Source organism: Amycolatopsis sp. 3B14, from assembly GCF_050958625.1.
Lineage (GTDB): Bacteria > Actinomycetota > Actinomycetes > Mycobacteriales > Pseudonocardiaceae > Amycolatopsis_E > Amycolatopsis_E thermoflava.
In genome coordinates this window covers 1-26,580 of record NZ_JBHZEN010000068.1, presented here as the reverse complement: position 1 = coordinate 26,580, position 26,580 = coordinate 1, and the positions used below count along the sequence as shown (strand labels likewise).

The following is a 26,580-nucleotide window of genomic DNA, read 5'->3' as shown; positions in this document are numbered from 1 at the left end:
AGGGTGTTGTCCCGTGCGACTGACGATCCTCGGTTGTTCGGGCAGTGTTCCCGGCCCTGGCCAGCCCGCGTCCGGCTACCTGCTCGAAGCGGACGGTTTCCTGCTCGGTCTCGAGTTCGGCAACGGCGTGTTCGCCGAGCTGCAGCAGCGGCGTGACCCGTTCGACCTCGACGCGCTTGTGTTGTCGCACCTGCACCCGGACCACTGCGCGGACTTCAGCGCGCTGACCGTGCTGCGCCGCTACCACCCGGCCCCGCCGTACGACACCACCGCGCGCCGTCTCCCGGTGCACGCCCCGGCGAACGCGCCGCTCCGGCTCGCGATGGCCTACGCCCCGAACGAGGCGGAGCTGGCCGAGACCGACCTGTCCGACGTCTACGAGTTCCACGCCCTGTCCGGCGAGCCGGTGAAGATCGGCCCGTTCGAAGTCACCGCGATCCCGGTGGTCCACCCGACCGAGGCGTTCGGGTTACGGGTGCGGCACGCCGGCCGCACGCTCGCCTACACCGGCGACACCGGGCCCTGCGACGCGCTCGCCGACCTGGTCCGCGATGTCGACGTCCTGGTGGCCGAGGCGTCCTGGACCGACGCGGAGGACCGGCCGCCGGGCGTGCACCTGTCCGGCAAGCAGGCGGGCGAGCTGGCGCGGGACGCGGGTGTGGAGCGGCTGCTCATCACGCACGTCGCGCCCTGGAGCGACCGGGATGCCATCCTCGCCGAGGCGCGGGCGGTCTTCCCCGGCGCGGCGCTCGTCGAGCGCGGCGCGGTCTATGACGTCTGAGGCCCGCCGCAGCGCCGCCCAGCAGGCCAGCCCGATCGGGATGATCAGCCAGCAGGACAGCAGCCGGTAGGTGAGCACCGCCGCGGCGGCGGCCGGTTCCGCCGCGCCCGCCGAGACCAGCCCGGTAAGCAGGCTGACCTCGATGACGCCGATCCCGCCCGGCGTGAGCGGGATCTGCCGCACGAGCTGCACCGCGAGGTAGAGGGTGGCCAGTTCGAGCACGCCGAGGCCGATGCCGAAGGCGCGGGCCGCCGCGATCAGGCACACGAGGTCGCCGAGCCAGTTCGCGGTGGCCGCGGCCAGCGCGAGCAGCCAGTGCCGGGGCGCCACCGGGCCGAAGCGGCGGGGGATCAGGGTGACCACCAGCACCGACACCGCGACGAGGACCACACCGGCCGCCGGGTGGATCGCGGCGAGGGCGCCGGTCCCGTACAGCAGCGCCAGGCCCAGAGCCGAGAGCACGCCGGAGAGCACCATCACCGCGGCAGCCGACTTCCGGTCCGCGCCGCCCGCCCGGAACTGCTGGAACGCGTAGGCGGCGGACACCGCCGAACCCGCGGGGAGGCTGATCGAGATGGCGGACCGGCTGTAGGACAGGGCCAGGATCCGGCGGCGCTGCAGGGTCACGCCGAACGCGGTGAGCAGCCGCCGTTGCTGGCGCGCGAACATCCCCATCGACACGAACTCGGCGGCCGCCGCCACCGCCAGCCAGCGTGCATCCGCCTGGCGGAGCGCGGAGCCGATCTCCCCTGGCGAGGGGACGCGGTCGCGCAGGGTCAGGACCACGATCGCCAGGACGGCCGCGAGCCCGAGGGCCTGGAAGAGTCTGCGCCGCATCACGCACCCCCTAATTCACCTTACGATGAATTCTCCGCGCGGGTACGCGTTTGTCAACATGCGCTGAATTACACCGGGAGGTAGTCCTCGGCCAGCGCGTCGGCGTAGGCGGCGAACAGGGCCAGGAAGTTCAGCGTCCCGCCCGGCGCGTCGAACTCGGCGAGGTCGTAGGCCAGGTGCGAGCCGCGGCGGGCGGGCACGTCGTTGGTGACGTCGGTGAACCAGTCGAGGAACGTCAGCTGCCGCTGGTCGCCCGGGCCGACCGGCGGGGTCAGCAGGTCCAGCAGCATCGGGCGGCTGCGCAGCGTCCAGCGGTAGAACTCGGAGAACTGGTAGAAGCGCTCCTCGGCCGGGGTGGCGGCGAGGCCGTGCGCCCGCTCGGCCAGCGCGACGCCGTACTCGGTGGAGGCCTGCTCGGCCTCGCTCCACGCGCGGTCGTGGGCCGAACGGGCCGTCAGCCTCCCGTCACGCAGGCGGGTGAGGTAGCTCGCCCACAAGGTCGCACCTGGGTTGCCGAAGGTGTCCGTGCTGTCCCCGCGGGCCAGTGCGATCCCCCGCTCGATGCCCTCCAGGATCCCGGCATCCACATAGGACACCCAGCTGCCCGGCGCGCCCAGCCCGCGGTCGGCGAAGAACTCCAGCACCCCCTCGATGTTGCGCCAGCGCGGCGCGTGACCGGGGACGACCTCCGCCGCCGGACCGGCCGACAGCGCGCGCACGAACTCCAGGCGCTGCGCGATCGTCATCCCGTTGATGTCCTCGGTGGTGCAGGTCAGCGTGTCGGCGCAGGTGGTGGTGGACGCGGTGGCCGGGGCGGCGGTCAGGCACAGCAGGCAGGCGAGCAGGGTCGCGAAGGCGGCGCGCATGAACAGGCACAGTAGCGGGGTTCTACGCTGCACGCGTGGTGCGAAAAGACGGCAGGAACGACGACCAGCTCCGCGACGTGAAGATCACGCGGGGATTCCAGCAGTGGCCGGCCGGCTCGGTGCTCATCGAGTTCGGCAACACCAAGGTGCTCTGCGCGGCGAGCGTCAGCGAGGGTGTGCCGCGGTGGCGGACGGGATCGGGCCTCGGCTGGGTGACGGCCGAGTACGCCATGCTGCCCTCGGCCACGCACGACCGCAGCGACCGCGAGTCGGTCAAGGGCCGGATCGGCGGGCGGACCCACGAGATCAGCAGGCTGATCGGCCGCTCCCTGCGGGCCTGCATCGACCTCGCCGCGCTAGGCGAGAACACGATCCAGCTCGACTGCGACGTGATCCAGGCCGACGGCGGCACCCGCACGGCCGCGATCACCGGCGCCTACGTGGCGCTGGCCGACGCGGTCACCTGGCTCGCGGCGGCCGGACGGCTGGCTGATCCGCAACCGCTTTCCGCGATGGTGTCCGCGGTCAGCGTCGGTGTGGTGGACGGGCGCGTGCGCCTGGACCTGCCCTACGAGGAGGACTCGCGAGCCGAGGTCGACATGAACGTCGTCGCCACCGACGCCGGGACGCTGATCGAGGTGCAGGGCACCGGCGAGGGCGCGACCTTCACGCGCTCCACTTTGGACAAGATGCTGGACCTGGCGCAGACCGGGTGCGCGGAGCTGACCCGGCTGCAGACGGCGGCGCTGGCCGAGCCGTACCCGTACGAGCTGCCGGAGCCGGCCACGGGCAAGAAGAAGGGCTCGAAGTGAGCCGCGTCCTGCTGGCCACCCGCAACGTCAAGAAGCTCGGCGAGCTGCGGCGGATTCTCGCGGCCGAGGGTGTCCAGGGGCTGGAGGTGGTCGGTCTCGCCGACGTGCCGGAGTTCCCCGAGGCGCCGGAGACGGGCGCGACCTTCGAGGAGAACGCGGTCGCCAAGGCCAGGGACGCCGTCGCGGCCACCGGCCTGCCCGCCATCGCGGACGACTCCGGGCTGACGGTGGACGCTCTGAACGGGATGCCCGGCGTGCTGTCCGCCCGCTGGGCCGGACGGCACGGCGACGACCAGGCGAACCTGGACCTGGTGCTCGCGCAGCTCACCGACACCCCGGACGAGCGCCGTGGCGCGGCCTTCGTGTGCGCGGCCGCGCTGGTGCTGCCAGGCGGCGAGGAGACGGTGGTGCGCGGCGAGTGGCGGGGCAGGCTGACGCGGAAGTCGCGGGGCGCCAACGGGTTCGGCTACGACCCGATCTTCGTGCCGGAGGGGGAGACCCGGACGTCGGCGGAGATGGAGCCGGCGGAGAAGGACGCGTCGTCCCACCGCGGCCGCGCCCTGCGGGCGTTGTTGCCTGCGTTGCGGGAGCTGGCGGGGCGCTGAGCTTGGAGCCCGGGAGCCACCCTGCCGGATGGCTCCCGGGAGATCAGGCGGCCGCCGGGAGATCGGCGGACACGAGGCGGAACGACACGGTCTGGCCCGGCCGCGCCTGGGCCATCACCGGCAGGTCGTCGGTCAGCACCACACCGATGACCGGATATCCGCCGGTCACCGGGTGGTCGGCGAGGAACACCAGCGGCAGCCCCGAGGGCGGCACCTGGATCGCGCCCGGCACCATGCCCTCGCTGAGCAGCTCGCCCTCGCGGGCCCGCTCCAGGACGGGGCCGGTGAGCCGGACGCCGACGCGGTTGCTCTCCGAGGTCACCTCGTAGGTCGCAGTCGCGAAGGTCTTCAGCGCCTCCGCGGTGAACCAGTCGTCCCGCGGGCCGGGCATCACGCGCACGGTCAGCGCGAACCCGGCCGGGTCGGGCACCGGCGCGACCTCGACCGAGGGCAGCGGGCCGCACTCGTCGTCGCCGATCGGCAGCTCGTCGCCCTCGCTCAGCGCGGCGGGGCCGAGCCCGGCCAGCAGGTCGGTCGAGCGGGACTCCAGCACCTTGTCCACGCCGATCCCGCCACGCACGGCGACGTAGGTGCGCAGGCCCGAGGTCGGCGCACCCAGCGTCAGCTCCTCGCCGGGCCAGACGGTGAACGGCGCGTTCATCGCCTCACCGCGGCGGCCCCGCCGGATCGGGCACGGCGCGCCGGTCACCACGACCCGCGCCACCTGCCGGAACCGCAGCACCAGGCCGCCGAACGTGGTTTCCAGCACCGCGGCGCCGTCGAGGTTGCCGACGAGCCGGTTGGCCAGCGCGGCCGACCGCCGGTCGGCCGCCCCGGACCGGCCGACCCCCAGGGCGGCCAGTCCGGGACGTCCCAGGTCCTGCACCGTGGTCAGCGGACCCGGCCGCACCACCTCGATCATCGAACCTCCCGGAAGCGGATGCGGGTGCCGGGCCGCAGCAGGGCCGGCGGACGGCGGGCCGGGTCCCACAGCGGGACCTCGGTCCGGCCGACCAGCTGCCAGCCACCCGGCGAGGACCGCGGGTAGATGCCGGTGAACTCACCGGCGATGGCGACCGCCCCGGCGGGCACGTGCGTCCGCGGCGTGGCCCGCCGCGGCAGGTGCAGTTTCGGGTGCAGCCCGGTCAGGTAACCGAAACCGGGCGCGAACCCGCCGAACGCCACCGTGTACTCGGCGGCGGTGTGCATTTCGACGACGCCGTCCGCGCCGAGTCCGGTGTGCTTGCCGACCTCGGCCAGGTCGGCGCCGTCGTAGTACACGGGGATTTCCACCAGTTCGCCGCGCATCGCCTGGGCGGGCACCGGTTCGGTGCCCGTCAGCAGCTCCACCAGCTCACCGGCGCCGATCACGGCCGGGTCGAAGCGCACCAGGAGGGTGCGCGCCGCAGGCACCAGTTCCGTCACGCCGTCGGGACGAGGGTCGGACAGCGCGGAGTACAGGCCGAGCACCGCGTCGATCCCGCCGGTGTCCCCGACGTCGACCAGCAGCGCCTGGTCCCCGCATCGCCGGATGTTCATGCGAAGCTCCGCACCTCGACCCCGGCCGACACCAGGGCGGCCCGGGCCGCGGTGGCCAGTTCCACCGCGCCCGGGGTGTCGCTGTGCACGCACAGCGAACCCGCCTGGAGGGGGATGACCGTGCCGTCCACGGCCACCACCTCGCCGTCCCGCACCAGCCGGACGCACCGCCGCGCCACCTCGTCCGCGTCGGTCAGCACCGCCCCCGGCTCGCGCCGGGGGAGGAGCCGCCCGTCGGGCGAGTAACCGCGGTCGGCGAAGGCCTCCGCGATGGTGGTCAGCCCGGCTTCGGCGGCACGCGCCAGCCACCGGGACCCGGGCTGCCCGAGCACGGGCAGCGTCGGGTCGTACTGCCACACCGCCTCGGCCACCGCGCCTGCCTGCTTCTCGTGCGTGGCGATGGCGTTGTACAGCGCGCCGTGCGGCTTGACGTAGGCGATCTCGCCGCCCGACGCGCCGGCCAGTGCGTCGAGCGCACCCAGCTGGTAGAGGATTTCGTCGATCAGTTCGACGGGGTCCACGTCGAGGAACCGGCGGCCGAACCCGGCCAGGTCCCGGTACCCGACGTGGGCTCCGATGGTGACCCCGCGCTTCACCGCCGCCTCGCAGACGTGCCGCATGGTCGAGGGGTCACCGGCGTGGAAGCCGCAGGCCACGTTGGCGCCGGTCACGACGTCCAGCAGGGCTTCGTCATCGGCGATCCGCCAGGCGCCGAACCCTTCGCCCACGTCGCAGTTCAGGTCGATGGTGGCGGTGGTCGCGGGGGCGCTCATCGTGCGACTTCCACCGTGTCGGCCGAGGTGACGACCGGCTCCTCCTCGCGCGCCCGGCGGCTCAGGGCGACACCGATGCCGGTGACGATCGCGGTCACCAGGACGTAGAGCGCCACGGCGAACCACGAGTCGTACGCGTCGAGCAGGGCGGTGAAGATCAGCGGAGCGACAGCGCCACCGACGACACCGGCGAGGGTGTAGGCCAGTGAGCTACCCGTGTAACGCAGGCGCTCGGAGAACTGCTCGGTGATCATCGCGGCCTGCGGGCCGTAGAGCAGAGCGTGGATCGCCAGCGCGACGACCATGCCGACCGCGATCGCCAGGTAGGACTTGGTGCCGGCCAGCGGGAAGAACAGGAACGGCCAGACACCGGCGGCGATGGTGCCGATCGCGTAGAGCTTGCGACGGCTGACGCGGTCGGAGAGCGCACCGGCGGCCGGCATCAGGAACAGCTGGAACGCCGAACCGATCATGACGGCGGTCAGGCCCTGGCTGCGGCTCATGCCCAGCTCGCTGGTCATGTAGGTGAGGACGAAGACGGTGAACAGCGAGTACAGGACGTCCGGGCAGATGCGGATCAGGATGCCGGCGATCAGGGCACGCGGCTCCTGGGTGAAGACCTCCTTCAGCGGGGCCTTCGGCTTCTCGCCGCTCTCCGCGATCTTCTTGAAGACCGGGGTCTCCTCCAGCTTCATCCGCAGCCACAGACCGAACAGCACCAGGACACCGGACAGCAGGAACGCGATGCGCCAGCCCCAGGACTCGAACGCGGCGGTGGTCATCACCGCGGCCAGCAGCGCGATCACACCGTTGGCCAGCAGGTTGCCCGCGGGCGGGCCGATCTGGGCCGCCGAGGCCCAGAAACCGCGCTTCTTGGGATCGCCGAACTCACTGGACAGCAGTACCGCGCCGCCCCATTCACCACCGACACCGACACCCTGCGCGAACCGCAGTGCCACGAGCAGCACGGCGGCCCAGCCGCCGATCGCGGCGTGGGTGGGCAGGACGCCGATGAGGAAGGTGGCGATACCGGTCAGCAGGAGGGTGAACACCAGGACCTGCTTGCGGCCCAGCTTGTCGCCGAGGCGGCCGAAGATGAACCCACCGAGCGGGCGGGCGAGGTAACCGACGGCGTACGTCGAGAAGGCCGCCATGGTGCCGGCGAGGCTGTCACCCGAGGGGAAGAACAGCTTGCCGAACAGCGTCGCGGCCGCCACGGAGTAGGCCGCGAAGTCGTAGTACTCCAGAGTGGTGCCGGACAGGCTAGCCACGAACGCGCGGCGCAGTGAGCGCTTGTCCGTGGGCTCAGTCGAAGCGGTCATCACGGTGTCCATCCATCGAAGGGGAGTGAGGTAGGTCATGAAGTTAGGGATTGTTGAACGATCCGTCAATACTTTCGAGGAACATCGACACCGCTTCGAAGCGTCTGGATAGACTTTTCGTAGAACAAGTCGCAGGTTGGACCGTCCTTCGATGGACTGGTTAAGTTTCCGTTACACGGTCCGACCCCTGAAAAACCGGAGGCCCAGCGTGACCACCGACGCCGAGTCCATGGGCTCGATCCTCAGCACCGGGCTCGAAGCCGACCGCCTGTTGCTGGGCCGCACCAGCACGGCCGAACGGCTGGCGGACATCCTGCGGGGGCGCATCACCGAGGGCTTCTTCGAGCCCGGCAGCCGGCTCTCCGAGGAGGCGATCGGCGGGGCGCTCGGCGTCTCCCGGAACACCCTGCGGGAGGCGTTCCGGCTGCTCACCCACGAGAAGCTGCTGGTGCACGAGCTGAACCGGGGCGTCTTCGTGCGGCGCCTGTCGGTCGAGGACGTCATCGACCTGTACAAGGTGCGCAAACTCGTGCAGTGCGCCGTGCTGCGGGAGATCACCAGCCCGCCGGGCGACAAGCTGCAGGCCGTCGAGGCCGCGGTCGCCGACGGGGAGGACGCGAAGAAGCGTCAGGCCTGGCGCGAGCTGGGCACCGCGAACATCCACTTCCACCAGGCGCTGATCACGCTCGCCGGCAGCCCACGGGTCGACGAGCTGGTCCGCGGGCTGCTCGCCGAGCTGCGGCTGGTGTTCCACGTGATGGCCGACCCGCAGCCGTTCCACGAGCCGTACCTGGAGCGCAACCGGGAGATCCTGGAGACGCTGCGCACCGGCGACGGCCTCACGGCGGAGCGTCAGCTGGCCGCGTACCTCGACGACGCGGAGGAGCAGCTGGTGGAGGCCTACCGCCGGGTGATGTGAGCGCGGTTCCGGCGCGGGCGGCACTGCGCCCACGCCGGAAGCGGGGTCAGGCGGAGATCTTGAGGTCCTTCAGCAGCTTGGCCACGTGGCCGGTCGCCCGGACGTTGTACATCGCCTTCACGATCGTGCCCTCGGGGTCGATCACGAACGTCGACCGGATCACGCCCTGCACGATGCGCCCGTAGTTCTTCTTCTCGCCGAACGCGCCCCACTCCGTGAGCACCGTCTTGTTCGGATCGGACAGCAGCGGGAACGTCAGCTGCTCCGCTTCGGCGAACTTCGCGAGCTTCTCCGGCTTGTCCGGCGAGATGCCGAGCACCTGGTAGCCGGCGCCGTCGAGGTCGCCGAGGTTGTCCCGGAAGTCGCAGGCCTGCTTGGTGCACCCCGGCGTGCCCGCGGCCGGGTAGAAGTAGACGACGACGTGCCTGCCCCGGAAGTCCGACAGCGAGACCTGCTTGCCCGTGCTGTCGGGAAGGGTGAAGTCGGGGGCCTTGTCGCCGGCGGTGAGCCGCTGCGGGTCAGTCATGCCCCGAGCGTATCCGGGCGGCGGTCAGGCCGGACCGCAGTACACGGCGATGACCGGGCTGGTCGCCGTCGGGCGCAGCGTCAGCCGCATCTCGGCCGGCTCCGGTGGCGCGGTGAAGGCCAGGTTCACGCGCACGTCGCGCCCGGGCTGCACGTCCTTGCCCGCGTCGACGATGCCGCTGTAGCCCTGGGTGGAGTCCACGACCTGCTTCGACGCGACGTCCCCGACGGTCGCCGACACGCTCAGCCCGGACAGCCGGTACGGCTGGTCGCCGTCGTTGCGGATGATGATCTCGAACGCCACCGCCCGGTCGCTGCGCGGATACGCGCTGTTGCTGGGCTTGAACGGTTTCGGCGCGGACACCGACACCGCGACCCCGTCGTCGAACCGGTACTGGCCACCGAAGTCCAGGGTGCGCAGCGCGGGGACCGCCTGCTGGATCGCGACGTCACCGCCGGTGCTCGTCGACCCGCCCTCGACCTGCGCCGGCGCACCGCAAGCGGTCACCGCCACCAGGACGAGAGCGGCCATCGCGTGCCTCGGGGTGCGCACAGGGGCCACTTCCTCACATCTTCGGCTGCCCGGCCGGCTGGTCCGTTCGGGGTAGGTATTTCCGCCGGGCGCGCTCCACTCTGTCCCTAGTCGCGGGCGGGTGCGAGTCACGGCGCGGGGTTGACGCGGACCTGGTGTCGGGCTGTGGCCGATCCGTGATCGGCGGGCCACCAGCCGTGATCGCGCTCACCCCGGCCGGGTCACACGGCCATCGCGAGGAAGAGGATGAACGTTCCGCAACCGACCAGCCAGGCGACGATCAGCCAGCCGAAGTCGCGCCAGGGGTCGACCGTGTGGTTGTCCTCGCCCGGCACGTACACGCCACGTTGCTCGAACCAGTCCGCCACGCTGCTCACCCACGACAAGGGGTTGCGGCCCGCCACGCTGTCACCTCCGGAACTGCGCGATGCGGCTCACAGTATCGGGTCGCCTCAGCCATCGACTCGTCACGGTGTGTACGACATTTGGCCTAATGGCTGTGACCTCGATCACGACCTGAAGCAACGAACTGATAACAACAGTAATCATGTCGCGGGCAGTAAGCGGATTTGGAGAGGTTCAGCGTGACGAGCGACGACAAAGACACTCGACCGAGTGCCACGACGCGGCGGATCAGCGTCGCGGAGTTGCTGCGCAGGGAAGGCGTCACGCAGGAGTTCACCGCGATCAAGCTGCCGAAGGAGCCCGTCGACGACTCCGGCATCACCCCGGAGATGGCCGACGCTCCCACCGTGCGCATCCCAGCGGCCAGCATCCTGCGCCGCGAGAGCGAGCCGGGCAGCCGGTGGGACAAGCGCAAGGCGGGCCGCATCGGCGCCCTCGCCGCCGGTGTGGCGGCGCTGGCCGGGGTCGCGGTCAGCACCCTGACCACCGGGCAGCTGCACGACGCCGCCGCGCCGGGCGGCGCGGGTGGCGGCCCGGACACGAGCACCGGCCACACGCCGACCAGCACGATCGCCGCTCCGCAGCAGCAACTGCTCGCCAGCAGCACCCCGACCTCGACCAGTGCCGAGCTGCCGCCGTCGGGCAGCGCGTCGTCGCAGTCCCAGACGCCGGCCGCGAAGAACGGGACCAGCAGCGCGAGCAGCCAGGCGCGCACCAGCCAGTCGACGGCCGGTGGCACGACCGCGGCGCCGACCACCTCGCAAGCGGCCCCGGCGCCCGCCGTGAGCACGACGACCGGCTCCGGCAGCGCCCAGACCACGTCCCCGGAGGCGACCACGTCGCCGGAGACCACGACCGAGCCGACCTCGGAGCAGCCCAGCAGCTCGCCCGGCACGACTCAGCCGACCACCAAGAAGAACGGCGGCCTGCTGGACACCGTGGGCGGCCTGGTCGGCGGTCTCCTCGGCGGCTGACCGCCCCCCTGACGCGGCGAAGGCCACTCCCGGCGGGAGTGGCCTTCGGTCTGTTCAGCGGGGCATCCGTCGCCAGATCGCACGCGGCAGCAGCTGCATCAGGAAGAACACCGGCCGCAGCACCGGCGGCACCCACACCTCTCCCCGTCCCCGCCGCAGCGCCCGGACCGTCGCCGTCGCGACCTGTTCCGGCGTGCTGGAGAACGGGGCGGGCGACATGCCCTCGGTCATGCGGCCGATGACGAAACCCGGGCGCACCAGCAGCAGGCGCACCCCGCTGCCGTGCAGGGCGTCGGCCAGGCCGCTCGCGAACCCGTCCAGCCCGGCCTTCGCCGAGCCGTACACGTAGTTCGCCCGCCGCACCCGCACCCCGGCGACCGAGGAGAACACCACGAGCTGCCCGCTGCCCTGCGCGCGCAGCAGGTTCGCCAGCTCGGTCAGGATGCTCACGTGCGCGACGTAGTCCGTGTGGATCACGGCCATCGCGTGCGCCGCGTCCCGTTCGGCCCGCTCCTGGTCGCCCAGGATCCCGAACGACACCACGACCGTCTCGAGTGGACCGTGCTCGGCGACGATCCCGTCGAGCACCTCGCGGTGCCTGGCCACGTCGTCCGCGTCGAACTCGACGCGGACCACTTCCGAAGCGCCGGCCCGGCGCAGCGACGCTTCCTCGGAGTCGAGGTCGCCGCTGCGCCGGGCCGCCAGCACGAACTTCCGCCCGCCGTCCACGAGTTTCCGTGCGACGGCGAGCCCGATCTCACTGCGCCCGCCGAGCACCAGCACCGTTCCGCTCACGCGGGGCAGTCTGCCCGACGGTCAGTGCGCGGTGCGGCCCGACCGGTGCATCCGCCAGCGCGACGGGCGGTGGTGGCCGGTCCGCGGTTCTGCCGCGGTCTGCTGCGGCACCGGCCGGGTCGGGACGTCCGCGTTGCCCGGCACGTTCTCGTCGGTGATCGGCAGCCGCATCGCTGCGGTGTCCACCTCGCTGTCGTCGACGTGCACCCGCTTGCGCGCCGGCATGATCGCCATGACCAGGCCCAGCAGGGCGGCCAGCACGTGCAGCCAGTTGTCGGCGGCGTCCAGGTTGAGCGGGTTGCCCAGACCGGACACCGGATTCGACGAGATGACGCCGGTGATCATCAGGCCCCAGACCGACGCCAGGCCGTACCCGATGAACAGGATCCAGCCGAACAGCCGCGCAGACGGCGAGGCCGCCGCGCACAGCAGGCCGAGCACGCCGATGACCGTGTGCACGAGATTGTGCAGCGGGTTGATCATGAAGCCCACGATCGTCTGGTGCTCGTTGCTGGTGAAGCCGCTGAAGCCGGTCCGCAGGAACCCGGCGATGCCGAGCACGAGGAAGAGCAGGCCGATCAGCGCGGCGAGCACCTGGACGGGTTGCATTCCGGATTTCCGGACGCGGGCATCTTCCGGGAAAGACATGTCGCCTGTCCCCTCTATTCGATGATGTGTGCCCATCGGGTTACCCGGGGGCCGAATCGGGCAAACTCACCGCACGAGCCGCCCGAGCAGGGCGGATGCGACGGCGATGGCGACGGCGGCGGAGCCGGCGAGCACCCCGAAATCCACCCATACGTGGTTCGCGGTGCCGATCAGCAGCCCCCGCAGGGCGTCCACTTCGTAACTGAGCGGGTTGACGTGGCTGAGCACGCGCAGCCAACCGGGCATCAAATCCACCGGGTAGAGCGCGTTCGACCCGAAGAACAACGGCATCGTGATCGCCTGCCCGATCCCCATCAGCCGTTCGCGGGACAGCACGAGCCCGGCGATCACGATCGACAGGCAGCAGAAGAACACCGATCCGAGCACCACGGCGAGCGCCGCGCCGGCCAGCTTCAGCGGGTTCGCGGTCAGTCCGACGCCCAGGAGCGCGGCGAGGACCAGCACGATCACGGCCTGCGCGAGTGCCCGCACCCCGGCCGCGAAGGCCTTGCCGGTGACCAGCGCCGCGCGCGGGGTCGGCGTGACGAGCAGCTTGCCCAGCACGCCGGCGTCGCGTTCCCAGATGATCTGGATGCCGTAGAAGATCGCGATGAACAACGCGGACTGCGCGAGGATCCCAGGCGCGAGGAAGTCCAGGTAGGGCGTGCTCCCGGTGGGGATCGCGCGCAGGCGGGTGAAGGTCTCGCCGAAGATCAGCAGCCACAGTGCGGGCTGGATCGCGCGGGTGAGGAGTTCCGCGCGGTCGCGGCGCAGCTTCTGCAGTTCGACCAGGCACATCGTGCCCACCCTGGACAGCAGGCGGCGGACCGCGCCGGGGTCAGCCGAGGCGGCGGGCGGTGCGGCGAGCGGCACGGACATCCCGGATCCCTCCCTTGTCTGCGTCGTCGAAGGCGTCCCCGGTGACGGCGCGGAAGACGTCGTCCAAAGTGGACTGCGAACCGAGTTCGGCCCGCAGTTCCGCGGGGCTGCCCATGGCCCGGATCCGGCCGCGGTGCATGAGCGCGACCCGTTCGCAGTGCTGCTCGGCCTCGTCCATGTAGTGCGTGGTCACGAGCACCGTCATGCCGGTGTCGGCGCGGACCTGCTGGATGCGTTCCCAGACGCTGGAGCGGGCCACTGGGTCGAGCCCGATGGTCGGCTCGTCGAGTATCAGCAGCCGGGGCGCGCTGACCAGCGCCTGCGCGAGTTCGAGGCGGCGGATCATGCCGCCGGAGTAGGTCGAGGCCGGGCGGTCGGCGTCGCTGAGCAGGCCGACCGCGCCCAGGGCGTTGTCGACCTGCTCGGCCCGCTCGCGGCGCGGGACGTCGAAGAGGCGGGCGAACAACGCGACGTTCTCCCGTCCGCTGAGCGCGCCGTCGGCGGAAAGTTGTTGCGGCACATAGCCGATGAGCCGCCGCACGCGCATCTTCCGGCGCGCTGCGTCGAGTCCGAACACCTCGATCGCGCCGGCTTTCGCGGGCAGCAGCGTGGTGATCATGCGGATGGTGGTGGTCTTGCCCGCGCCGTTGGGGCCGAGCAGTCCGAAGACCTGGCCCGCCGGGATCTCCAGGTCGACGCCGTCGACGGCGACCGTGTCGCCGAAGGCGTGCCGGAGCCCGGCGCAGCGCACCGCGGGTGTGGTCATCTCTCCTCCTGGATCGCGGCGACCAGCCGGCCGAGAGCGGGCAGAGCGGCTTGGATCGCGTCGCGGTCCCCGGCAGGCAGGGTCGCGATCGCCTCGGCCACGAAGGCGGTGCGGGTGCGGCGCCAGTTGTCCAGCCGGGCCCGCGCCGCGCCGGTGAGTTCGAGTCGCGCGGCCCGCCGGTCGTCCGGGTCGACGTGGCGGTCCAGCAGCCCGGCGTCGACGAGCTGGTTGACGAGCGTGCTGACCGAGTTCCCGGCCAGGTGCAGGGCACGAGCAGCAGCGGCGACGCCGATCCCGGGGTGTTCGTCGACCACGCGGAGCAGCTCGGCCTGCGCCGGGCGCAGGGGCGCGTGCGGCAGCGTGTCCCGCACGCGCCTGCGGACGACCCGCCGCAGCGCGGCCGTGGTGGTCATCAGCTTCTCGGCCAGTTCTCGCACGTCGTCCACGGTAGCTCTGACTGAGAGCTATTAGCAACGCTCACTAATTTCCCGAACGGGAGAAACGGGAGTGTTCGCCCAGCCGATCAGGGCAGGTGGAAGACGGCGCCGGGAGCCGCGTACGCGACCGGCCCTTCGAAGCGCGCCGCAGCGCGGGTGACGGCATCGCCCGGCGTGAGGAATGGCCCGACGTGCGTGACGATCAGCCTCCGCACTCCCGCGCCGGCCGCGGCCTCGCCCGCGTCCTCCGGGGTGTGGTGCGCCTCCGACGGCGCCGGGCCGTCCGCCTCGCACAGCAACGCGTCGCAGTTCTTGGCCAGGCTGGTCACCGCCGGGCAGGGCGCGCTGTCGCCGGAGTAGGCCAGCGAAGCCGCGCCCGCCTCGATGCGCACACCGAACGCGGGCATGCCGTGCTCGACGGCCGCGGCGGTGAACGTCATCGGGCCGATCTCCGCCCGGTGCCCGTCGGACAGCTCCTGCACGGCGAAGGCCCGCTCGACCGGGCTGCGCGACGGCCCGTTGGTCAGGAAACCGGCCAGCCGGTCGGCGATCCCGGGTGGGCCGAACAGCGGGATCGGCGCGGGCAGCTCGACGTCCGCGAAGAGGGCGCCGTAGTACGCGGTGAGCAGGTCGGCGCAGTGGTCGGCGTGCAGGTGCGAGATCCAGATGGCGGCGAGCCGGTCCAGGCCGGTGTGGCGGCGCAGCTCGGCGAGCGTGCCGGGGCCCGAGTCGAGCCACACGTGCGTCTCACCGCTGGAGACCAGGTAGCCCGAGCACGGGTTGCCCGGCTCGGCGTACGGCGTGGCGGAGCCGAGGACCGTCAGGCTGAGATCGCTCACCGGGCCGAGCTTAGCCCGCGGCACATGATCGACAAATCGACATCTCTACTGTGGACGGAAACACCCGTCCGGGTAACGGGGCGCCCTCGCTAAAGTCCTGCGGGTGAGTACCGGAATCTCCACACTGGCGAGTCAGTGCCCAGCGCTGTCCCGGACGAGGGCGCTGGCGAGCTGGGTCGGCGACGGGAGACCCGTTACCCCCAAAGGAGTTCTGCGTCCCGCCGACGTCCCCTCGGTCGCCGGGGTGCTCGGCGTCGAGGTCGGCGAGAAGGTCCGCTCGGCCGCGGACGTCGTCACGATCCACCGGCCGTGGGTGGCCGCGGAAGGCGCGGGGCTGATCGAGGTCGGCGTCGCGCAGGCGGTCGCCCGCCCGCCGCACGACGATCCGGCGCAGCTGTGGCTCAAGGGCCTGGACGCGGTCCTGCGCGCGGAGTCGGCCGACCCGCGCCGTCGCGGTGCGTTCGCGATGTGCCGCGCGGTGCTGACCGCGCTGGCCAACGGCCCGCTGCTCGACGACCTGGTGTTCTCGGTGCACCGGCTGCTCAAGGGCAGCGAGGACGGGGACGCGGTCGCGTCGAGCTTCGGCGGCACGGACCTGTTCCCCCTCGACGCGGCGCTGGACGTGCTGACCGAGTTCGGCGCTCTCGACGCCGACCGGAAGGTGACGCCGCTGGGCCAGTGGGCGCTCGACGAGTGGGCCGCTCGGGAACCGCGCCCGGTCACGCCCGGGCTGCGCGCCGCCCAGCTGCTGGGCCGTCTCGCGCCGCTGCCCGCCGACGAGGCCTGGCGGCAGGCGCTGCGCTGGTTCGAGGGCAGGCGCCCGGTCGACGGCGCCGCGCAACTCCTGCACGCCGCGGAGTTCGCATCACCGGTCGAACGCGTCGCGGCGATCGAGGTGGTCGCCGGCTTCGGCGACGAGGTGCTGCCGGCCTGGCACGTCGCCCTGGGGTACCGCAACGTGCGCCCGCACGCCGCCGCGATGTTGGAGATGTGGGACGACGGGCCGGGTCTGTCCGAATCGGAGCGACGGCGGCTGGTCACCGAATACGCGTTGTCGGCGCGGGAACGCAGCGGGGTCGAGGAGGCCTACCACTACGTGCGCGACCGCGGCGGGCTCGACGCGCTCGAGCCCGAGGCGACGGCGCTGCGGCGCGAGCTGCGGGCGTTCGCGGAAACCGTGAAGCTGGCCGTGTACCAGCTGAAGGTCACCGTGACCGGCCGCAAGCCGCCGCAGTGGTGGCGGTTGGTGATCCCGGCGAGCGTGACGCTCGGCGTGCTCGCCGAGGCGCTCGACGCGGACGGCGCGGAGCACCACTTCGAGGCCGACGGCGTCCGCTACGCCGACCCGTTCTTCGGCCTCGGCGAGGACCGCGACGAACACGACGTGCGGCTGTCCCACGTCCTGGTGCGGCCGGGCACGAGCCTGCGGTTCTTCCTCGGCGCGGACGAGCACTCCGTCACGTGCGAGAAGATCCTCGACCCGGATCCGGGCCTGACGTACCCGCGCTGCACGAGCGTGTCCAAGGTGGGGGAAAGCGCTTCCGCCCGGAACAAGCGCCTGGCCGCCGTGCGCATCCCGCACCCCGCGCACCCCTGACCGGCTTGTGGTGATCAGTCGTCCGGTCCCGCTTCGGCGTGGCGGGCCAGCCGATCCGCCAGTGCTCTGACGAGATCGCGAAGGGCGCCGGGCTGCTCGACGACGAACGGCTGGTCGAGCGCCGCGAGCAGAGGCGGTATCCAGTCGAGTCGCTGCGCCCGGATCCGCGCCCGCACCCAGGGATCACCGTCGGGGATCGTCTCCAGCGACGCGACGGACGGCGGGAAGACGGAGCGGATCCGTTCGGGCGTCGACCGGATCCGCACGGACACCTCGTGCTCGTACGGCGTCTCGGCGAGGGCGCTGAGCACCCGTTCCGCAGGATCGAAACCCGCCGGCACGTCGAACGTTCCCGCGCCCATTTCGACGGTTCCGATCCGGTCGATCCGGAACGTGCGCACCTGCCCGCTGGCCGAGTCGAAGCCGCTCAGGTACCACCGCCCGGAGTGCGCCACCACCCCGTACGGGTGGACGACGCGTTCGCTGGCGCCGCCGTGGCCCGCGGTGTAAGCGATTTCGACCGGCCGGCGATCCCGCGCCGCCTCCGCGACGGTGAGCAGCACCCCGGCCTCCGCCGTCAGCGCCGGTCGCGGCGGCGCGGTGAAACCGGCGATCTCCAGCAGCGCGTCGAGCCGCCGCCCGACGGCTCCGGGCAGCACCCGGCGGATCTTCGCGGCCGCGCTCTCCGCGGCCGCGACCGACGTGGTGATCAGGCCGGCTCGCCGCCCCGCGACCAGACCGAGCAGAACGGCGAGCGCTTCCTCGTCGGTGAGCATGAGCGGGGGCATCCGGTAGCCGGGCGACAGTCGGTACCCGCCGTGCCGTCCGCGCACCGTGCGGACCGGGACGTCGAGGTCGCGGAGGTGATCGACGTAGCGGCGCACGGTGCGCTCGTCGACGTCGAGCCGACCGGCGAGCTCGGCGACGGTCCGGGGCCCGCCGCTCTGGAGGATCTCCAGCAGGGCCAGCACACGGGCGATCGGCCGGGTCACCCGAAGATCCTCGCAATACCGGGCGGATCCTGTCCACTATCGCCCCTAGCGTGGCCGGTGTCCCTCCCAGAAGTGCAGAAAGGACCCGCCGTGCAGCTCGTCTCCGTCCGTGTCATCACCAGCGACGTCGCACGCCTTGCCGAGTTCTACGAGCAGGTGACCGGCCTGCGGGCGCGATGGCTCGCCGATCAGTTCGCCGAGTTCGCCGGTTCCTCGTGCACGCTCGCGATCGGCGGCGCCGAGACGATGTCGCTGTTCAGCCCCGGGGCGGCCGTGCCCGAGTCGAACCGGACCGCGATCCTCGAGTTCCTCGTCGAGGACGTGGACCGGGCGTACGAACGGCTGACGTCGCTGGCGGTCGTCCCCGAGATCGTGCAGAAGCCGACGACCATGCCGTGGGGCAACCGCTCGCTGCTGTTCCGCGACCCCGACGGCAACCTGGTCAACTTCTTCGCGCCGCTCACCGAAGAGGCCAGGGCGAGGCTCGCCCGCTGACGACCGGCCCCCGGGGCTGTCAGGCCTGTGTCAGCCGCTCCAGGATGAAGCCCCGCAGGCCTTCCAGGTCGGTGTCCACGGCCACCTCGACGCGCCCCGGCGCGACGTCGCCTTCCGCGTCCGCGCGCAGCGCCTGCCGCCGCCGGTCGACCAGCGTCGCGCCGCGGGCGGGGCCCAGTGAGCACTCCACCTCGATGGGATAGCTCGCCGTCTTCAGAATCCCCGGCCGGATCGCCTCCGCCACCGCGACCGCGTCGTGCAGCACGATCCCGTCCCACCCGAGCGCCTTGCGGTAGTGCGCCAGGTAGTCCGGCGTCAGCGCTTCCAGCGCGGTGCCGATGGGCCCGGACGCGGCCAGCTTGCCGAGCCACGTGCTGTCCACCGCGCACCGGTAGGTCAGGTCCATCGGCACGAGCACGCACGGCACCGGCTCCTCGACCAGCACCCGCCGCGCCGCCTCCGGGTCGCTCCAGATGTTGAACTCCGCCGCGCCGGTGGTGTTGCCGCCGGCCAGCCCGCCGCCCATGACGACGATGCGCGCGATCTTCTCCCGCACCTCGGGGTGCGCCGCGAGCAGCAGCGCGATGTTCGTGAGCGGGCCGATCGGCGCGATCGTGACCGGCTCCGCGGCCGCCTCCAGCAGCGAAACCAGCAGGCTCACCGCGCCGCCCGGCTCCAGCGCCCGGACCGGCTCGGGCAGCGCGGCCGACCGCCCGGACAGCCCGTCCGAGCCGTGCACGTGGCTGGCCCGCTGCAGCTGGGCGTGCACCAGCGGCCGCGCGGCGCCGGCCGCGACCGGCACGTCCGCGCGCCCGCACAGCGCCAGCACCCGGCGCGCGTTGAGGGTGGTCGCTTCGAGCGGGACGTTGCCGAAAACCGTGGTGACCCCCAGCAGTTCGACGTCCTCGCTCAGCGCGGCCAGCGCGATCGCGAACGCGTCGTCCACGCCCGGGTCGGTATCGATGATCAACGGAGTCGGCATACTGTCAACTTATGACATCGATGTGGGGATCGCCGGTGCTGTCCCGGGTGCAGGCCTGGCGCCGCGCCCGGCGCGACCCTCGTCAGGCGAAGTTCCTGACCGCCGACTCGCTGCGCTGGGTCCTGCGCAACCGCGCCTACACCCCCTGGTACCTGGTGCGGTACTGGCGCCTGCTCAAGTTCCGGCTGGCGAACCCGCACATCATCCTGCGCGGCATGGTCTTCCTCGGCAAGGACGTGGAGATCCACTGCCGCCCCGGTTACGGCCGCCTGGAGATCGGGCGCTGGGTCCACATCGGCGACGGCAACGCGATCCGCTGCCACGAGGGTTCGCTGCGCATCGGCGACAAGGCGGTCTTCGGGCGCCAGAACGTCGTCAACTGCTACCTCGACATCGAGCTCGGCGCGGCGACCCTGGTTGCCGACTGGGTCTACATCTGTGACTTCGACCACGTCACCACCGATATCAACCTGCCGATCAAGGACCAGGGGATCGTGAAGACCCCGGTGCGCATCGGGCCGGACACCTGGATCGGCACGAAGGTCTCGGTGCTGCGCGGCACCCGCGTCGGCCGCGGTTGCGTCCTCGGCGCGCACGCCGTGGTGCGCGGCGACATCCCGGACTACGGCATCGCGGTGGGCTCCCCGGCGCGCGTGGTGCGCGACCGCCGCGCCGACTACGAAGCCGACGCCGAACGCCGCGAGGCCATCGCCGACATGGCCCGCAAGGCGAACAAGGCGCTGCAGAAGACCCTCGAACAAAGCTAGCGCCGCGTAGCGGCTCCATTGAGGGTGGTGGTGGGCGAGGGGCTGGCCACCGGGTTCAGCGGGTCGCGAGCGCGGTCAGCGCCGCACGCACCCGATTGCGGATGGCTTCGTCGCCGATCAGACCGTCCGCGCCGATCGCCTCGCGCGGCACCGGGATGTGCACGCAGGCCTCCTCGACGATCCGCGTGCCCAGGTAGCCCAGCACGGTCCGCAGCGACTCGTGCGCCCCGGCGGCGCCGGTGATCGACGACGACACGTTGATCCACGCCACGGGCTTGCCGCCCATCGCGTCCGAACCGACCGCCCAGTCGAGCAGGTTCTTGAACGACCCGGGCAGCGCGCCGGCGTACTCCGGCGTGCAGAACAGCACCGCGTCCGCTTCCTCGAGCTGTCCCCGTAGGTCGGCGACGGCGTCCGGGAGCGGGTCCCGGTCGTCGTCCGGATCGAAGTGCGGCAACGACCGGAGCCCGTCGTAGACCTCGACGACCGCGCCCTCCGGCGCGATCGCCTGCGCGGTGGCGAGCATCGCCGAGTTGGTCGAGCCCGCCCGCGTGCTCCCGCTGACGGCCAGGATCCGGAAGAGCGTCGTCATGCGCCCACGCTATCCCTTGGGCACCGCCGGGTACGGGACGAAGGTGCTGGTGTTCTCGTCGACCGTGAGCTGCTTGCCGATCGTCGGGAACGCCCGCTGCGGGCAGGCCGGTCGTTCGCACACCTTGCAGCCCATGCCGATCGGCGTGGCGGCCGCCTTGGCGTCCAGGTCCAGACCGGTCGAGTAGACGAGCCGCCCGGCGTGCCGGAGTTCGCAGCCGAGGCCGACGCTGAACATCTTGCCCGGGCTGCCGTAGCCGCCGATGTTGCGCGAGACCGTCCGCGCGATCCAGAAGTAGCTCTTGCCGTCCGGCAGCGTCGCGATCTGGGTGAGGATCTTGCCCGGCGAGCTGAACGCCTCGTAGACGTTCCACAGCGGGCACGACCCGCCGACGCGGGAGAAGTGGAAGCCCGCCGCGGACTGCCGCTTCGACATGTTGCCCGCGCGGTCCACCCGCACGAACGAGAACGGCACGCCGCGCCGCTTGGGCCGCTGCAGGGTGGACAGCCGGTGGCACACCGTCTCGAACCCGACGCCGAAGTGGTCGCACAACCGCTCGATGTCGTAGCGGAAGGTCTCCGCCATGGACAGGAACGCGCCGTAGGGCAGGATCAGCGCGCCTGCGAAGTAGTTGGCAAGGCCGACCCGCGCCAGTGACCGGGCCGCCGGGCCGGAGAACGCCCACGAATCCGCCAGCTCGGTGATCAGGTCGTCGTACTCCAGCAACGCGATCTGCGAAGCCATCCGGAACGCCCGCTGGCCCACCCGCAGGCTCGGCGCGAGCCGCAGGATCCTCGAGTCGGGGGAGTAGCGGTGCTGCTCGCCCGCGGCCTCGTCGATGCCCTCGCTGGTCACCTGCACGCCGTAGTGGTCGGCGAGCCGGTCCTGCAAAGTCTTGTGAACGCCGCCGCGGCGCAGGCCGATGTCCTCGGCCATCCGCTCGGCGCGTTCGTCCAGCTCGGCGACGTAGTTCTCGCGCTCATAGAAGAAGTCGCGGACCTCCTCGTGGGGCAGGGGCGCGGCGGCGCTGCCGTGCGGGCCCATGCCGTTCTCGGTGACCAGCGCGGCCGTGCTCTCCACCGCCGCCCGGTAGCTGCGGTGCAGCCGCACCAATGCCTGCGCGATCGTCGGCAGGTTGGTGGCCAGCTCGTTGAGCTCGCTGGTCGTGGCCTCGACACCGAGCGCCTCGTCGAGCAGCGCTTCGCGCACGTCGGCGACCAGGCGGCTGGTGTCGTTGTTGGCGAAGAACTCGGTGTCGACCCCGAACGCCTCGGTGATGCGCAGCAGCACTGGAACGGTCAAGGGACGCGAGTTGTGCTCGATCTGGTTCAGGTAGCTGGGGCTGATCTCCAGCAACCTGGCCAGGTCCGCCTGGCTCATCGACCGGCTCTCGCGTAGGTGGCGCAGCTTCGCGCCGGCGAAAGTCTTCTCCACGACAGGCCCTTCCCGAGGATCTTTTCCCGACCGCACCGATCACGTGACCGATTCAGTCGGCGAACTTTGCAGCGGCTGCGAAACCTCGTTTCGCAACCTTCACAACATGCTACGCCAAAATTTGCAGAAATTGGCAAATTGGAGCGCTGGCGGTGTTTGCGCAGCGCATGTCATGGTCGTTCCAAGCAAGCGAGTCATCGCAAAGTTCGCAAAGGTGGAGAACTCCCATGGCAGAGCAGCCCAACGAGTTGCAGCAGGAAGCCGCGACGCTCGAGCAGCAGTGGGCGTCGGACCCCCGGTGGAAGGGTGTCAAGCGCTCCTACAGCGCGGCCGACGTGGTGAAGCTGCGGGGCAGCGTCGTCGAGGAGCACACGCTGGCCCGTCGCGGCGCCGAGAAGCTCTGGAACCTGCTGCACACCGAGGACTACGTCCACGCCCTCGGCGCGCTGACCGGCAACCAGGCCGTCCAGCAGGTGCGCGCCGGCCTGAAGGCCATCTACCTGTCCGGCTGGCAGGTCGCGGCCGACGCGAACCTCGCGGGCCAGACCTACCCGGACCAGAGCCTCTACCCGGCCAACTCGGTCCCGGCCGTCGTCCGCCGCATCAACAACGCGCTGGGCCGCGCCGACCAGATCAACTGGGCCGAGGGCAACAACGACATCGACTGGTATGCGCCGATCGTCGCCGACGCCGAGGCCGGCTTCGGTGGCCCGCTGAACGCGTTCGAGCTGATGAAGGGCATGATCGCCGCCGGCGCCGCAGGTGTGCACTGGGAGGACCAGCTCGCGTCCGAGAAGAAGTGCGGCCACCTCGGCGGCAAGGTGCTGATCCCGACCAAGCAGCACGAGCGCACCCTGAACGCGGCCCGCCTCGCGGCCGACGTGCTGAACGTGCCGACCCTGGTCGTCGCCCGCACCGACGCGCAGGCCGCGACGCTGATCACCAGCGACGTGGACGAGCGCGACCGGAAGTACATCACCGGCGAGCGCACCTCCGAGGGCTTCTACAAGGTCCGCAACGGCATCGAGCCCTGCATCGACCGCGGCCTGGCCTACGCCGAGTACGCCGACCTGCTGTGGATGGAGACCTCCACGCCGGACCTGGAGGTCGCCCGCCAGTACGCCGAGGCGATCAAGGCCAAGTACCCGGACCAGATGCTGGCCTACAACTGCTCGCCGTCGTTCAACTGGAAGAAGCACCTGGACGACGCGACCATCGCGAAGTTCCAGCGCGAGCTGGGCCACATGGGCTACAAGTTCCAGTTCATCACGCTGGCCGGCTTCCACGCGCTGAACTACTCGATGTTCGACCTGGCGCACGGCTACGCCCGCGAGGGCATGACCGCCTACGTCGACCTGCAGGAGCGCGAGTTCGCTTCGGAGGAGCGGGGCTACACCGCCACGAAGCACCAGCGCGAGGTCGGCACCGGCTGGTTCGACCTGGTCAGCACCGCGCTGAACCCGGAGAGCTCGACCACCGCGCTCACCGGCTCCACCGAAGAAGCCCAGTTCTAGAAGAAGTCGCGAGCGGCCAGGGCGCGCTCGCCCTGGCCGCTCGCGGCCCCTCCAGGAAGGCTTGCCATGTCCCACAGGTTCACCTCGCAGATCGAGGTCGCCGGCCCGGCCGGCGAGCGGTACGACGAGATCCTCACCCCGGCGGCGCTGGCCTTCATCGCGCGGCTGGACAACGAGTTCGCCGGTCGGCGGCGCGAGCTGCTCGACGAGCGGCGGCTGCGGCGGGAGAAGCTCGCCAGCGGTGAGGAGGTGCTCGACTTCCGGCCGGAGACCCGCTGGATCCGCAACGACGACTCCTGGCAGGTGGCGCCCGCGGCGCCCGGCCTCGAGGACCGGCGCGTGGAGATCACCGGACCGACCGACCGCAAGATGACCGTGAACGCGCTGAACTCCGGCGCGAAGGTGTGGCTGGCCGACTTCGAGGACGCGACCTCGCCGACCTGGTCGAACATCGTCGGCGGGCAGCTGAACCTGTTCGACGCCATCCGGCGCGACATCGACTTCACCACCGAATCGGGCAAGCGCTACACGATCTGCGACAACCCCGCGACGATCGTCGTTCGCCCGCGTGGGTGGCACCTGGTCGAGAAGCACCTGCGCATCGACGGGCGGCCGGTTTCGGCGAGCCTGGTGGACTTCGGGCTGTACCTGTTCCACAACGCGCGCCAGCTGCTGGCGCGGGGCAGCGGGCCGTACTTCTACCTGCCGAAGCTGGAGAACCACCTCGAGGCGCGGTTGTGGAACGACGTGTTCCGCCTCGCGCAGCAGGAGCTGGGCATCCCGCAGGGGACCATCCGGGCGACCGTCCTGATCGAGACGATCACCGCGGCGTTCGAGATGGACGAGATCCTGTTCGAGCTGCGTGAGCACGCGGCAGGCCTGAACGCGGGCCGGTGGGACTACATCTTCTCGATCATCAAGAACTTCGGTGACGCGGGTGCGGACTTCGTCCTGCCCGACCGCGCCGAGGTCACGATGACCGCGCCGTTCATGCGGGCCTACACCGAGCTGCTGGTCCGGACCTGCCACAAGCGCGGCGCCCACGCGATCGGCGGCATGGCGGCGTTCATCCCCAGCAAGGACCCGGAGGCGAACGCGCTGGCGTTCGAGAAGGTCCGCCAGGACAAGGAACGCGAGGCGCGCGACGGCTTCGACGGCTCGTGGGTGGCGCACCCCGGTCTGGTGCCGGTCTGCCGCGAGGTCTTCGACGACGCGCTGGGCGGGTGGCCGAACCAGCTCGGCCGGACGCGCGAGGACGTTTCGGTGACCACCGAGGATCTGCTGAACGTGGCCAGCGCCGGCGGCGAAGTCACCGAAAAGGGTGTGCGTGCCAACATCAACGTCGCTCTGCGCTATGTGGACTCGTGGCTGCGGGGGACCGGCGCCGCGGCGATCTTCGGCCTGATGGAGGACGCGGCGACCGCGGAGATCGCCCGGGCGCAGGTGTGGCAGTGGATCCGCAACGGCACGAAGCTCGACGACGGCACGGCGGTGACGGATTCGCTGGTCCGGACCATGCTGGACGAGGAGCTCGCGTCGATCCGGGCCGACCTGGGCCCGGAGGCCAAACTGGACGATGCGCGTGAGATCTTCGTCGAGACGGCGCTCGGCGAGAAGCTGCCGAACTTCCTGACCACCGGCGCGTACGCGCGCTACCTGACGGATCTGGTCTAGAGGTCTGTTTGTGTCGAGAGGACCCCGGTTTTCCCTCTCCTGACGGGGAAAACCGGCTCGCGCTGGCTGTGGCCGGACAGCGCGGACACTCGGGCCCGGTAGGTATGCTCCACCTACCGGGCCCGACCTGTCCGCGAAATTTCTGTCTTTTGGTAGATGTGTAGAACCCTCCCGACGCGCAATCCTGGACTGCGACACCGTTCACCAGGGCGCCGAAGGAGCTGGTAATGATCCCTGCAGTCCGCCGTTTCACCCGTTCGATCGTGGTTCTCGCGAGTTTGGTCGCCGCGTGTGTGTGCGTGCCGGCCGCGCACGCGGAGCCCGGCATCGTCGGTGGCAAGCCCGCGAACATCGCGGAGTACCCGTTCACCGTGGCGCTGACCGATGCCACCGGCCTCCAGTTCTGCGGCGGGACGCTGGTCGCGGCGGACAAAGTGCTGACAGCGGCGCACTGCGCGCAGGGCGAGAGCACGCCGTCGCTGCGAGTCGTCAGTGGACGGACGCAGCTGAGCGGCCGGGACGGGACGGTGTCCACTGTGTCCCACGTGTGGGTGCATCCCCAGTTCAAAGACGCCACGCAGGGCTACGACGTGGCGCTGCTGACCCTGACACAGCCGTTGACCGCGCAGCCGTTGCCACTGGCGACGAAGGACGATCCCGGCTACCAGGCCGGCACCGAGGCGACGATCCTTGGCTGGGGCAACACCGAGCCGATGGGCGATTCGTCGGACGTCCTGCTGAAGGCGACGGTGCCCGTCACGAGTGACGACTACTGCACGAAGGCGTACCCCCAGCAGTACAGCCCCGAGGCGATGGTCTGTGCCGGCTACCCGGAGGGCGGGGTGGACACCTGCCAGGGCGACTCGGGAGGCCCACTGGTGGCCGCCGGACGGGTCGTGGGAGTCGTCTCCTGGGGCGAAGGCTGTGCCGAGCCAGGAAAGCCCGGAGTCTACGCCCGGGTCGGCTCCTACCACGACGAGCTGCAAGCCCAGCTGACCCCTGCGGAAGTACTGCCCTGACGCGGACCTCCGCTAGTGCCGGTGCACTCCTGCGACTGTTGGCGCACGCCGCCACGTGCCACGCACGCCCGCCCACCCCTCGCGGGGCGCGCCCAGGCCTGCCGCCCCGCCAGCGGCTTCGCCCCGCCGAGGCATGCCGGCATGCCATCGGCTCCGCCGCGCTCAGGCAGGCCGGCGTGCGCCGGCACGTGCCGTGCACGCCTGTCACGCCCCTCGTGGGGGCGCGGCCAGGCAGGCCGCCCCGCCAGCGGCTCCGCCCC

The 26,580-nt window shown here is 71.3% G+C and carries 29 protein-coding genes and 1 pseudogene; 11 read left to right on the top strand and 19 right to left on the bottom strand.

All coding sequences use genetic code 11. The features are described from left to right. Positions 1-13 precede the first annotated feature (13 nt). The gene (locus tag ACCP09_RS33125) at positions 14-781 is read left to right on the top strand and encodes an MBL fold metallo-hydrolase (protein WP_433752689.1); all 768 of its coding nucleotides are present in this window, start codon (positions 14-16) and stop codon (positions 779-781) included. Positions 782-808: 27 nt separating this feature from the next. Here ACCP09_RS33125 and ACCP09_RS33120 read toward each other — a convergent pair. Both ACCP09_RS33120 and ACCP09_RS33115 read right to left on the bottom strand, forming a co-directional pair. Further along, positions 809-1,258: pseudogene (locus tag ACCP09_RS33120) on the bottom strand (flippase-like domain-containing protein); the annotation flags it as partial. A 428-nt stretch (positions 1,259-1,686) separates the two neighbouring features. Next, positions 1,687-2,484 (bottom strand): hypothetical protein, encoded by a 798-nt coding sequence (locus tag ACCP09_RS33115; RefSeq protein WP_433752687.1) that lies wholly within the window; start codon positions 2,482-2,484, stop codon positions 1,687-1,689. A gap of 35 nt (positions 2,485-2,519) precedes the next feature. Here ACCP09_RS33115 and rph point away from each other — a divergent pair, with 35 nt between their 5' ends. Next, positions 2,520-3,296, top strand: coding sequence for a ribonuclease PH (gene rph / locus ACCP09_RS33110; RefSeq protein WP_027931983.1), 777 nt, complete (start codon positions 2,520-2,522; stop codon positions 3,294-3,296). Continuing rightward, positions 3,293-3,901: an RdgB/HAM1 family non-canonical purine NTP pyrophosphatase gene (gene rdgB, locus ACCP09_RS33105; RefSeq protein WP_433752685.1), complete on the top strand. Its 609-nt coding sequence runs from the start codon at positions 3,293-3,295 to the stop codon at positions 3,899-3,901. The genes rph and rdgB overlap by 4 nt, the downstream gene beginning before the upstream one ends. A gap of 43 nt (positions 3,902-3,944) precedes the next feature. Here the strand turns inward: rdgB and ACCP09_RS33100 are convergent, their stop codons facing one another. The 4 genes from ACCP09_RS33100 to ACCP09_RS33085 are packed head-to-tail and all read right to left on the bottom strand — an operon-like array spanning position 3,945 to position 7,547. After that, positions 3,945-4,823 (bottom strand): biotin-dependent carboxyltransferase family protein, encoded by an 879-nt coding sequence (locus ACCP09_RS33100; protein WP_027931981.1) that lies wholly within the window; start codon positions 4,821-4,823, stop codon positions 3,945-3,947. Next, a complete protein-coding gene (pxpB, locus tag ACCP09_RS33095; protein ID WP_123683597.1) occupies positions 4,820-5,440 on the bottom strand; it encodes a 5-oxoprolinase subunit PxpB in 621 nt (206 codons plus the stop codon). The genes ACCP09_RS33100 and pxpB overlap by 4 nt, the downstream gene beginning before the upstream one ends. Next, entirely contained in the window at positions 5,437-6,213 is a 777-nt protein-coding gene (locus ACCP09_RS33090) for a LamB/YcsF family protein (RefSeq protein ID WP_020422448.1), read from the bottom strand. Before ACCP09_RS33090 ends, pxpB begins: the two co-directional genes overlap by 4 nt. Then, positions 6,210-7,547, bottom strand: a complete 1,338-nt coding sequence (locus tag ACCP09_RS33085) for an MFS transporter (RefSeq protein WP_027931979.1) — start codon at positions 7,545-7,547, stop codon at positions 6,210-6,212. Before ACCP09_RS33085 ends, ACCP09_RS33090 begins: the two co-directional genes overlap by 4 nt. Before the next feature lie 217 nt (positions 7,548-7,764). Between ACCP09_RS33085 and ACCP09_RS33080 the strand changes: the two genes are divergently transcribed. Further along, positions 7,765-8,454 carry a GntR family transcriptional regulator gene (locus ACCP09_RS33080; RefSeq protein ID WP_027931978.1) on the top strand — a complete coding sequence of 230 codons (690 nt, stop codon included), beginning with the start codon at positions 7,765-7,767 and terminating at the stop codon, positions 8,452-8,454. 46 nt (positions 8,455-8,500) lie between these two features. Here the strand turns inward: ACCP09_RS33080 and bcp are convergent, their stop codons facing one another. The 3 genes from bcp to ACCP09_RS33065 form a co-directional block, all read right to left on the bottom strand. Continuing rightward, positions 8,501-8,980 (bottom strand): thioredoxin-dependent thiol peroxidase, encoded by a 480-nt coding sequence (gene bcp, locus ACCP09_RS33075; protein WP_433752681.1) that lies wholly within the window; start codon positions 8,978-8,980, stop codon positions 8,501-8,503. 24 nt (positions 8,981-9,004) lie between these two features. After that, a complete protein-coding gene (locus ACCP09_RS33070) occupies positions 9,005-9,532 on the bottom strand; it encodes a hypothetical protein (RefSeq protein WP_378364106.1) in 528 nt (175 codons plus the stop codon). 200 nt (positions 9,533-9,732) lie between these two features. Further along, positions 9,733-9,915: a hypothetical protein gene (locus tag ACCP09_RS33065; RefSeq protein ID WP_017987385.1), complete on the bottom strand. Its 183-nt coding sequence runs from the start codon at positions 9,913-9,915 to the stop codon at positions 9,733-9,735. A 180-nt stretch (positions 9,916-10,095) separates the two neighbouring features. Between ACCP09_RS33065 and ACCP09_RS33060 the strand changes: the two genes are divergently transcribed. Then, positions 10,096-10,890, top strand: coding sequence for a hypothetical protein (locus tag ACCP09_RS33060; RefSeq protein WP_027931975.1), 795 nt, complete (start codon positions 10,096-10,098; stop codon positions 10,888-10,890). A gap of 54 nt (positions 10,891-10,944) precedes the next feature. Here ACCP09_RS33060 and ACCP09_RS33055 read toward each other — a convergent pair whose 3' ends face one another. From ACCP09_RS33055 to ACCP09_RS33030, 6 genes are all read right to left on the bottom strand, one after another. Further along, positions 10,945-11,685, bottom strand: a complete 741-nt coding sequence (locus tag ACCP09_RS33055; protein ID WP_433752678.1) for an SDR family NAD(P)-dependent oxidoreductase — start codon at positions 11,683-11,685, stop codon at positions 10,945-10,947. Positions 11,686-11,706: 21 nt separating this feature from the next. Then, entirely contained in the window at positions 11,707-12,294 is a 588-nt protein-coding gene (locus ACCP09_RS33050; RefSeq protein ID WP_228684891.1) for a DUF4383 domain-containing protein, read from the bottom strand. A gap of 105 nt (positions 12,295-12,399) precedes the next feature. Then, positions 12,400-13,212 (bottom strand): ABC transporter permease, encoded by an 813-nt coding sequence (locus tag ACCP09_RS33045; RefSeq protein ID WP_433752676.1) that lies wholly within the window; start codon positions 13,210-13,212, stop codon positions 12,400-12,402. Then, positions 13,172-13,978: an ABC transporter ATP-binding protein gene (locus ACCP09_RS33040; RefSeq protein WP_433752674.1), complete on the bottom strand. Its 807-nt coding sequence runs from the start codon at positions 13,976-13,978 to the stop codon at positions 13,172-13,174. The genes ACCP09_RS33045 and ACCP09_RS33040 overlap by 41 nt, the downstream gene beginning before the upstream one ends. Then, the gene (locus ACCP09_RS33035; protein WP_027931972.1) at positions 13,975-14,415 is read right to left on the bottom strand and encodes a MarR family transcriptional regulator; all 441 of its coding nucleotides are present in this window, start codon (positions 14,413-14,415) and stop codon (positions 13,975-13,977) included. The genes ACCP09_RS33040 and ACCP09_RS33035 overlap by 4 nt, the downstream gene beginning before the upstream one ends. Before the next feature lie 86 nt (positions 14,416-14,501). Further along, positions 14,502-15,254 carry an MBL fold metallo-hydrolase gene (locus ACCP09_RS33030; RefSeq protein WP_433752672.1) on the bottom strand — a complete coding sequence of 251 codons (753 nt, stop codon included), beginning with the start codon at positions 15,252-15,254 and terminating at the stop codon, positions 14,502-14,504. Positions 15,255-15,357: 103 nt separating this feature from the next. Between ACCP09_RS33030 and ACCP09_RS33025 the strand changes: the two genes are divergently transcribed. Beyond that, the gene (locus ACCP09_RS33025) at positions 15,358-16,851 is read left to right on the top strand and encodes a plasmid pRiA4b ORF-3 family protein (RefSeq protein ID WP_433752670.1); all 1,494 of its coding nucleotides are present in this window, start codon (positions 15,358-15,360) and stop codon (positions 16,849-16,851) included. Positions 16,852-16,865: 14 nt separating this feature from the next. Here ACCP09_RS33025 and ACCP09_RS33020 read toward each other — a convergent pair whose 3' ends face one another. Next, a complete protein-coding gene (locus ACCP09_RS33020) occupies positions 16,866-17,843 on the bottom strand; it encodes a helix-turn-helix transcriptional regulator (RefSeq protein WP_433752668.1) in 978 nt (325 codons plus the stop codon). A 90-nt stretch (positions 17,844-17,933) separates the two neighbouring features. On the opposite strand from ACCP09_RS33020, the gene ACCP09_RS33015 reads away from it, so the two are divergent. Then, positions 17,934-18,338, top strand: coding sequence for a VOC family protein (locus ACCP09_RS33015; RefSeq protein ID WP_378334416.1), 405 nt, complete (start codon positions 17,934-17,936; stop codon positions 18,336-18,338). A gap of 19 nt (positions 18,339-18,357) precedes the next feature. Here ACCP09_RS33015 and ACCP09_RS33010 read toward each other — a convergent pair whose 3' ends face one another. Further along, a complete protein-coding gene (locus ACCP09_RS33010; RefSeq protein WP_433752666.1) occupies positions 18,358-19,320 on the bottom strand; it encodes a nucleoside hydrolase in 963 nt (320 codons plus the stop codon). A gap of 11 nt (positions 19,321-19,331) precedes the next feature. On the opposite strand from ACCP09_RS33010, the gene ACCP09_RS33005 reads away from it, so the two are divergent. Continuing rightward, positions 19,332-20,087, top strand: a complete 756-nt coding sequence (locus ACCP09_RS33005) for an acyltransferase (RefSeq protein WP_237338447.1) — start codon at positions 19,332-19,334, stop codon at positions 20,085-20,087. A 55-nt stretch (positions 20,088-20,142) separates the two neighbouring features. On the opposite strand, the gene ACCP09_RS33000 is transcribed toward ACCP09_RS33005, so the two are convergent. Both ACCP09_RS33000 and ACCP09_RS32995 read right to left on the bottom strand, forming a co-directional pair. Beyond that, positions 20,143-20,679, bottom strand: a complete 537-nt coding sequence (locus ACCP09_RS33000; protein WP_433752663.1) for an NADPH-dependent FMN reductase — start codon at positions 20,677-20,679, stop codon at positions 20,143-20,145. Between the two features lie 9 nt (positions 20,680-20,688). After that, on the bottom strand, positions 20,689-22,113 hold the full coding sequence (locus ACCP09_RS32995) for a short-chain fatty acyl-CoA regulator family protein (RefSeq protein ID WP_027931965.1): 1,425 nt from the start codon (positions 22,111-22,113) through the stop codon (positions 20,689-20,691). A 227-nt stretch (positions 22,114-22,340) separates the two neighbouring features. On the opposite strand from ACCP09_RS32995, the gene aceA reads away from it, so the two are divergent. The 3 genes from aceA (at position 22,341) to ACCP09_RS32980 (ending at position 26,320) form a co-directional block, all read left to right on the top strand. Next, complete coding sequence (aceA, locus tag ACCP09_RS32990) at positions 22,341-23,627, top strand: isocitrate lyase (protein ID WP_433752661.1); 1,287 nt, start codon at positions 22,341-22,343, stop codon at positions 23,625-23,627. Between the two features lie 66 nt (positions 23,628-23,693). After that, positions 23,694-25,301, top strand: coding sequence for a malate synthase A (aceB, locus tag ACCP09_RS32985; RefSeq protein ID WP_433752659.1), 1,608 nt, complete (start codon positions 23,694-23,696; stop codon positions 25,299-25,301). Between the two features lie 227 nt (positions 25,302-25,528). After that, positions 25,529-26,320 (top strand): S1 family peptidase, encoded by a 792-nt coding sequence (locus ACCP09_RS32980; RefSeq protein ID WP_433752657.1) that lies wholly within the window; start codon positions 25,529-25,531, stop codon positions 26,318-26,320. Positions 26,321-26,580 lie beyond the last annotated feature (260 nt).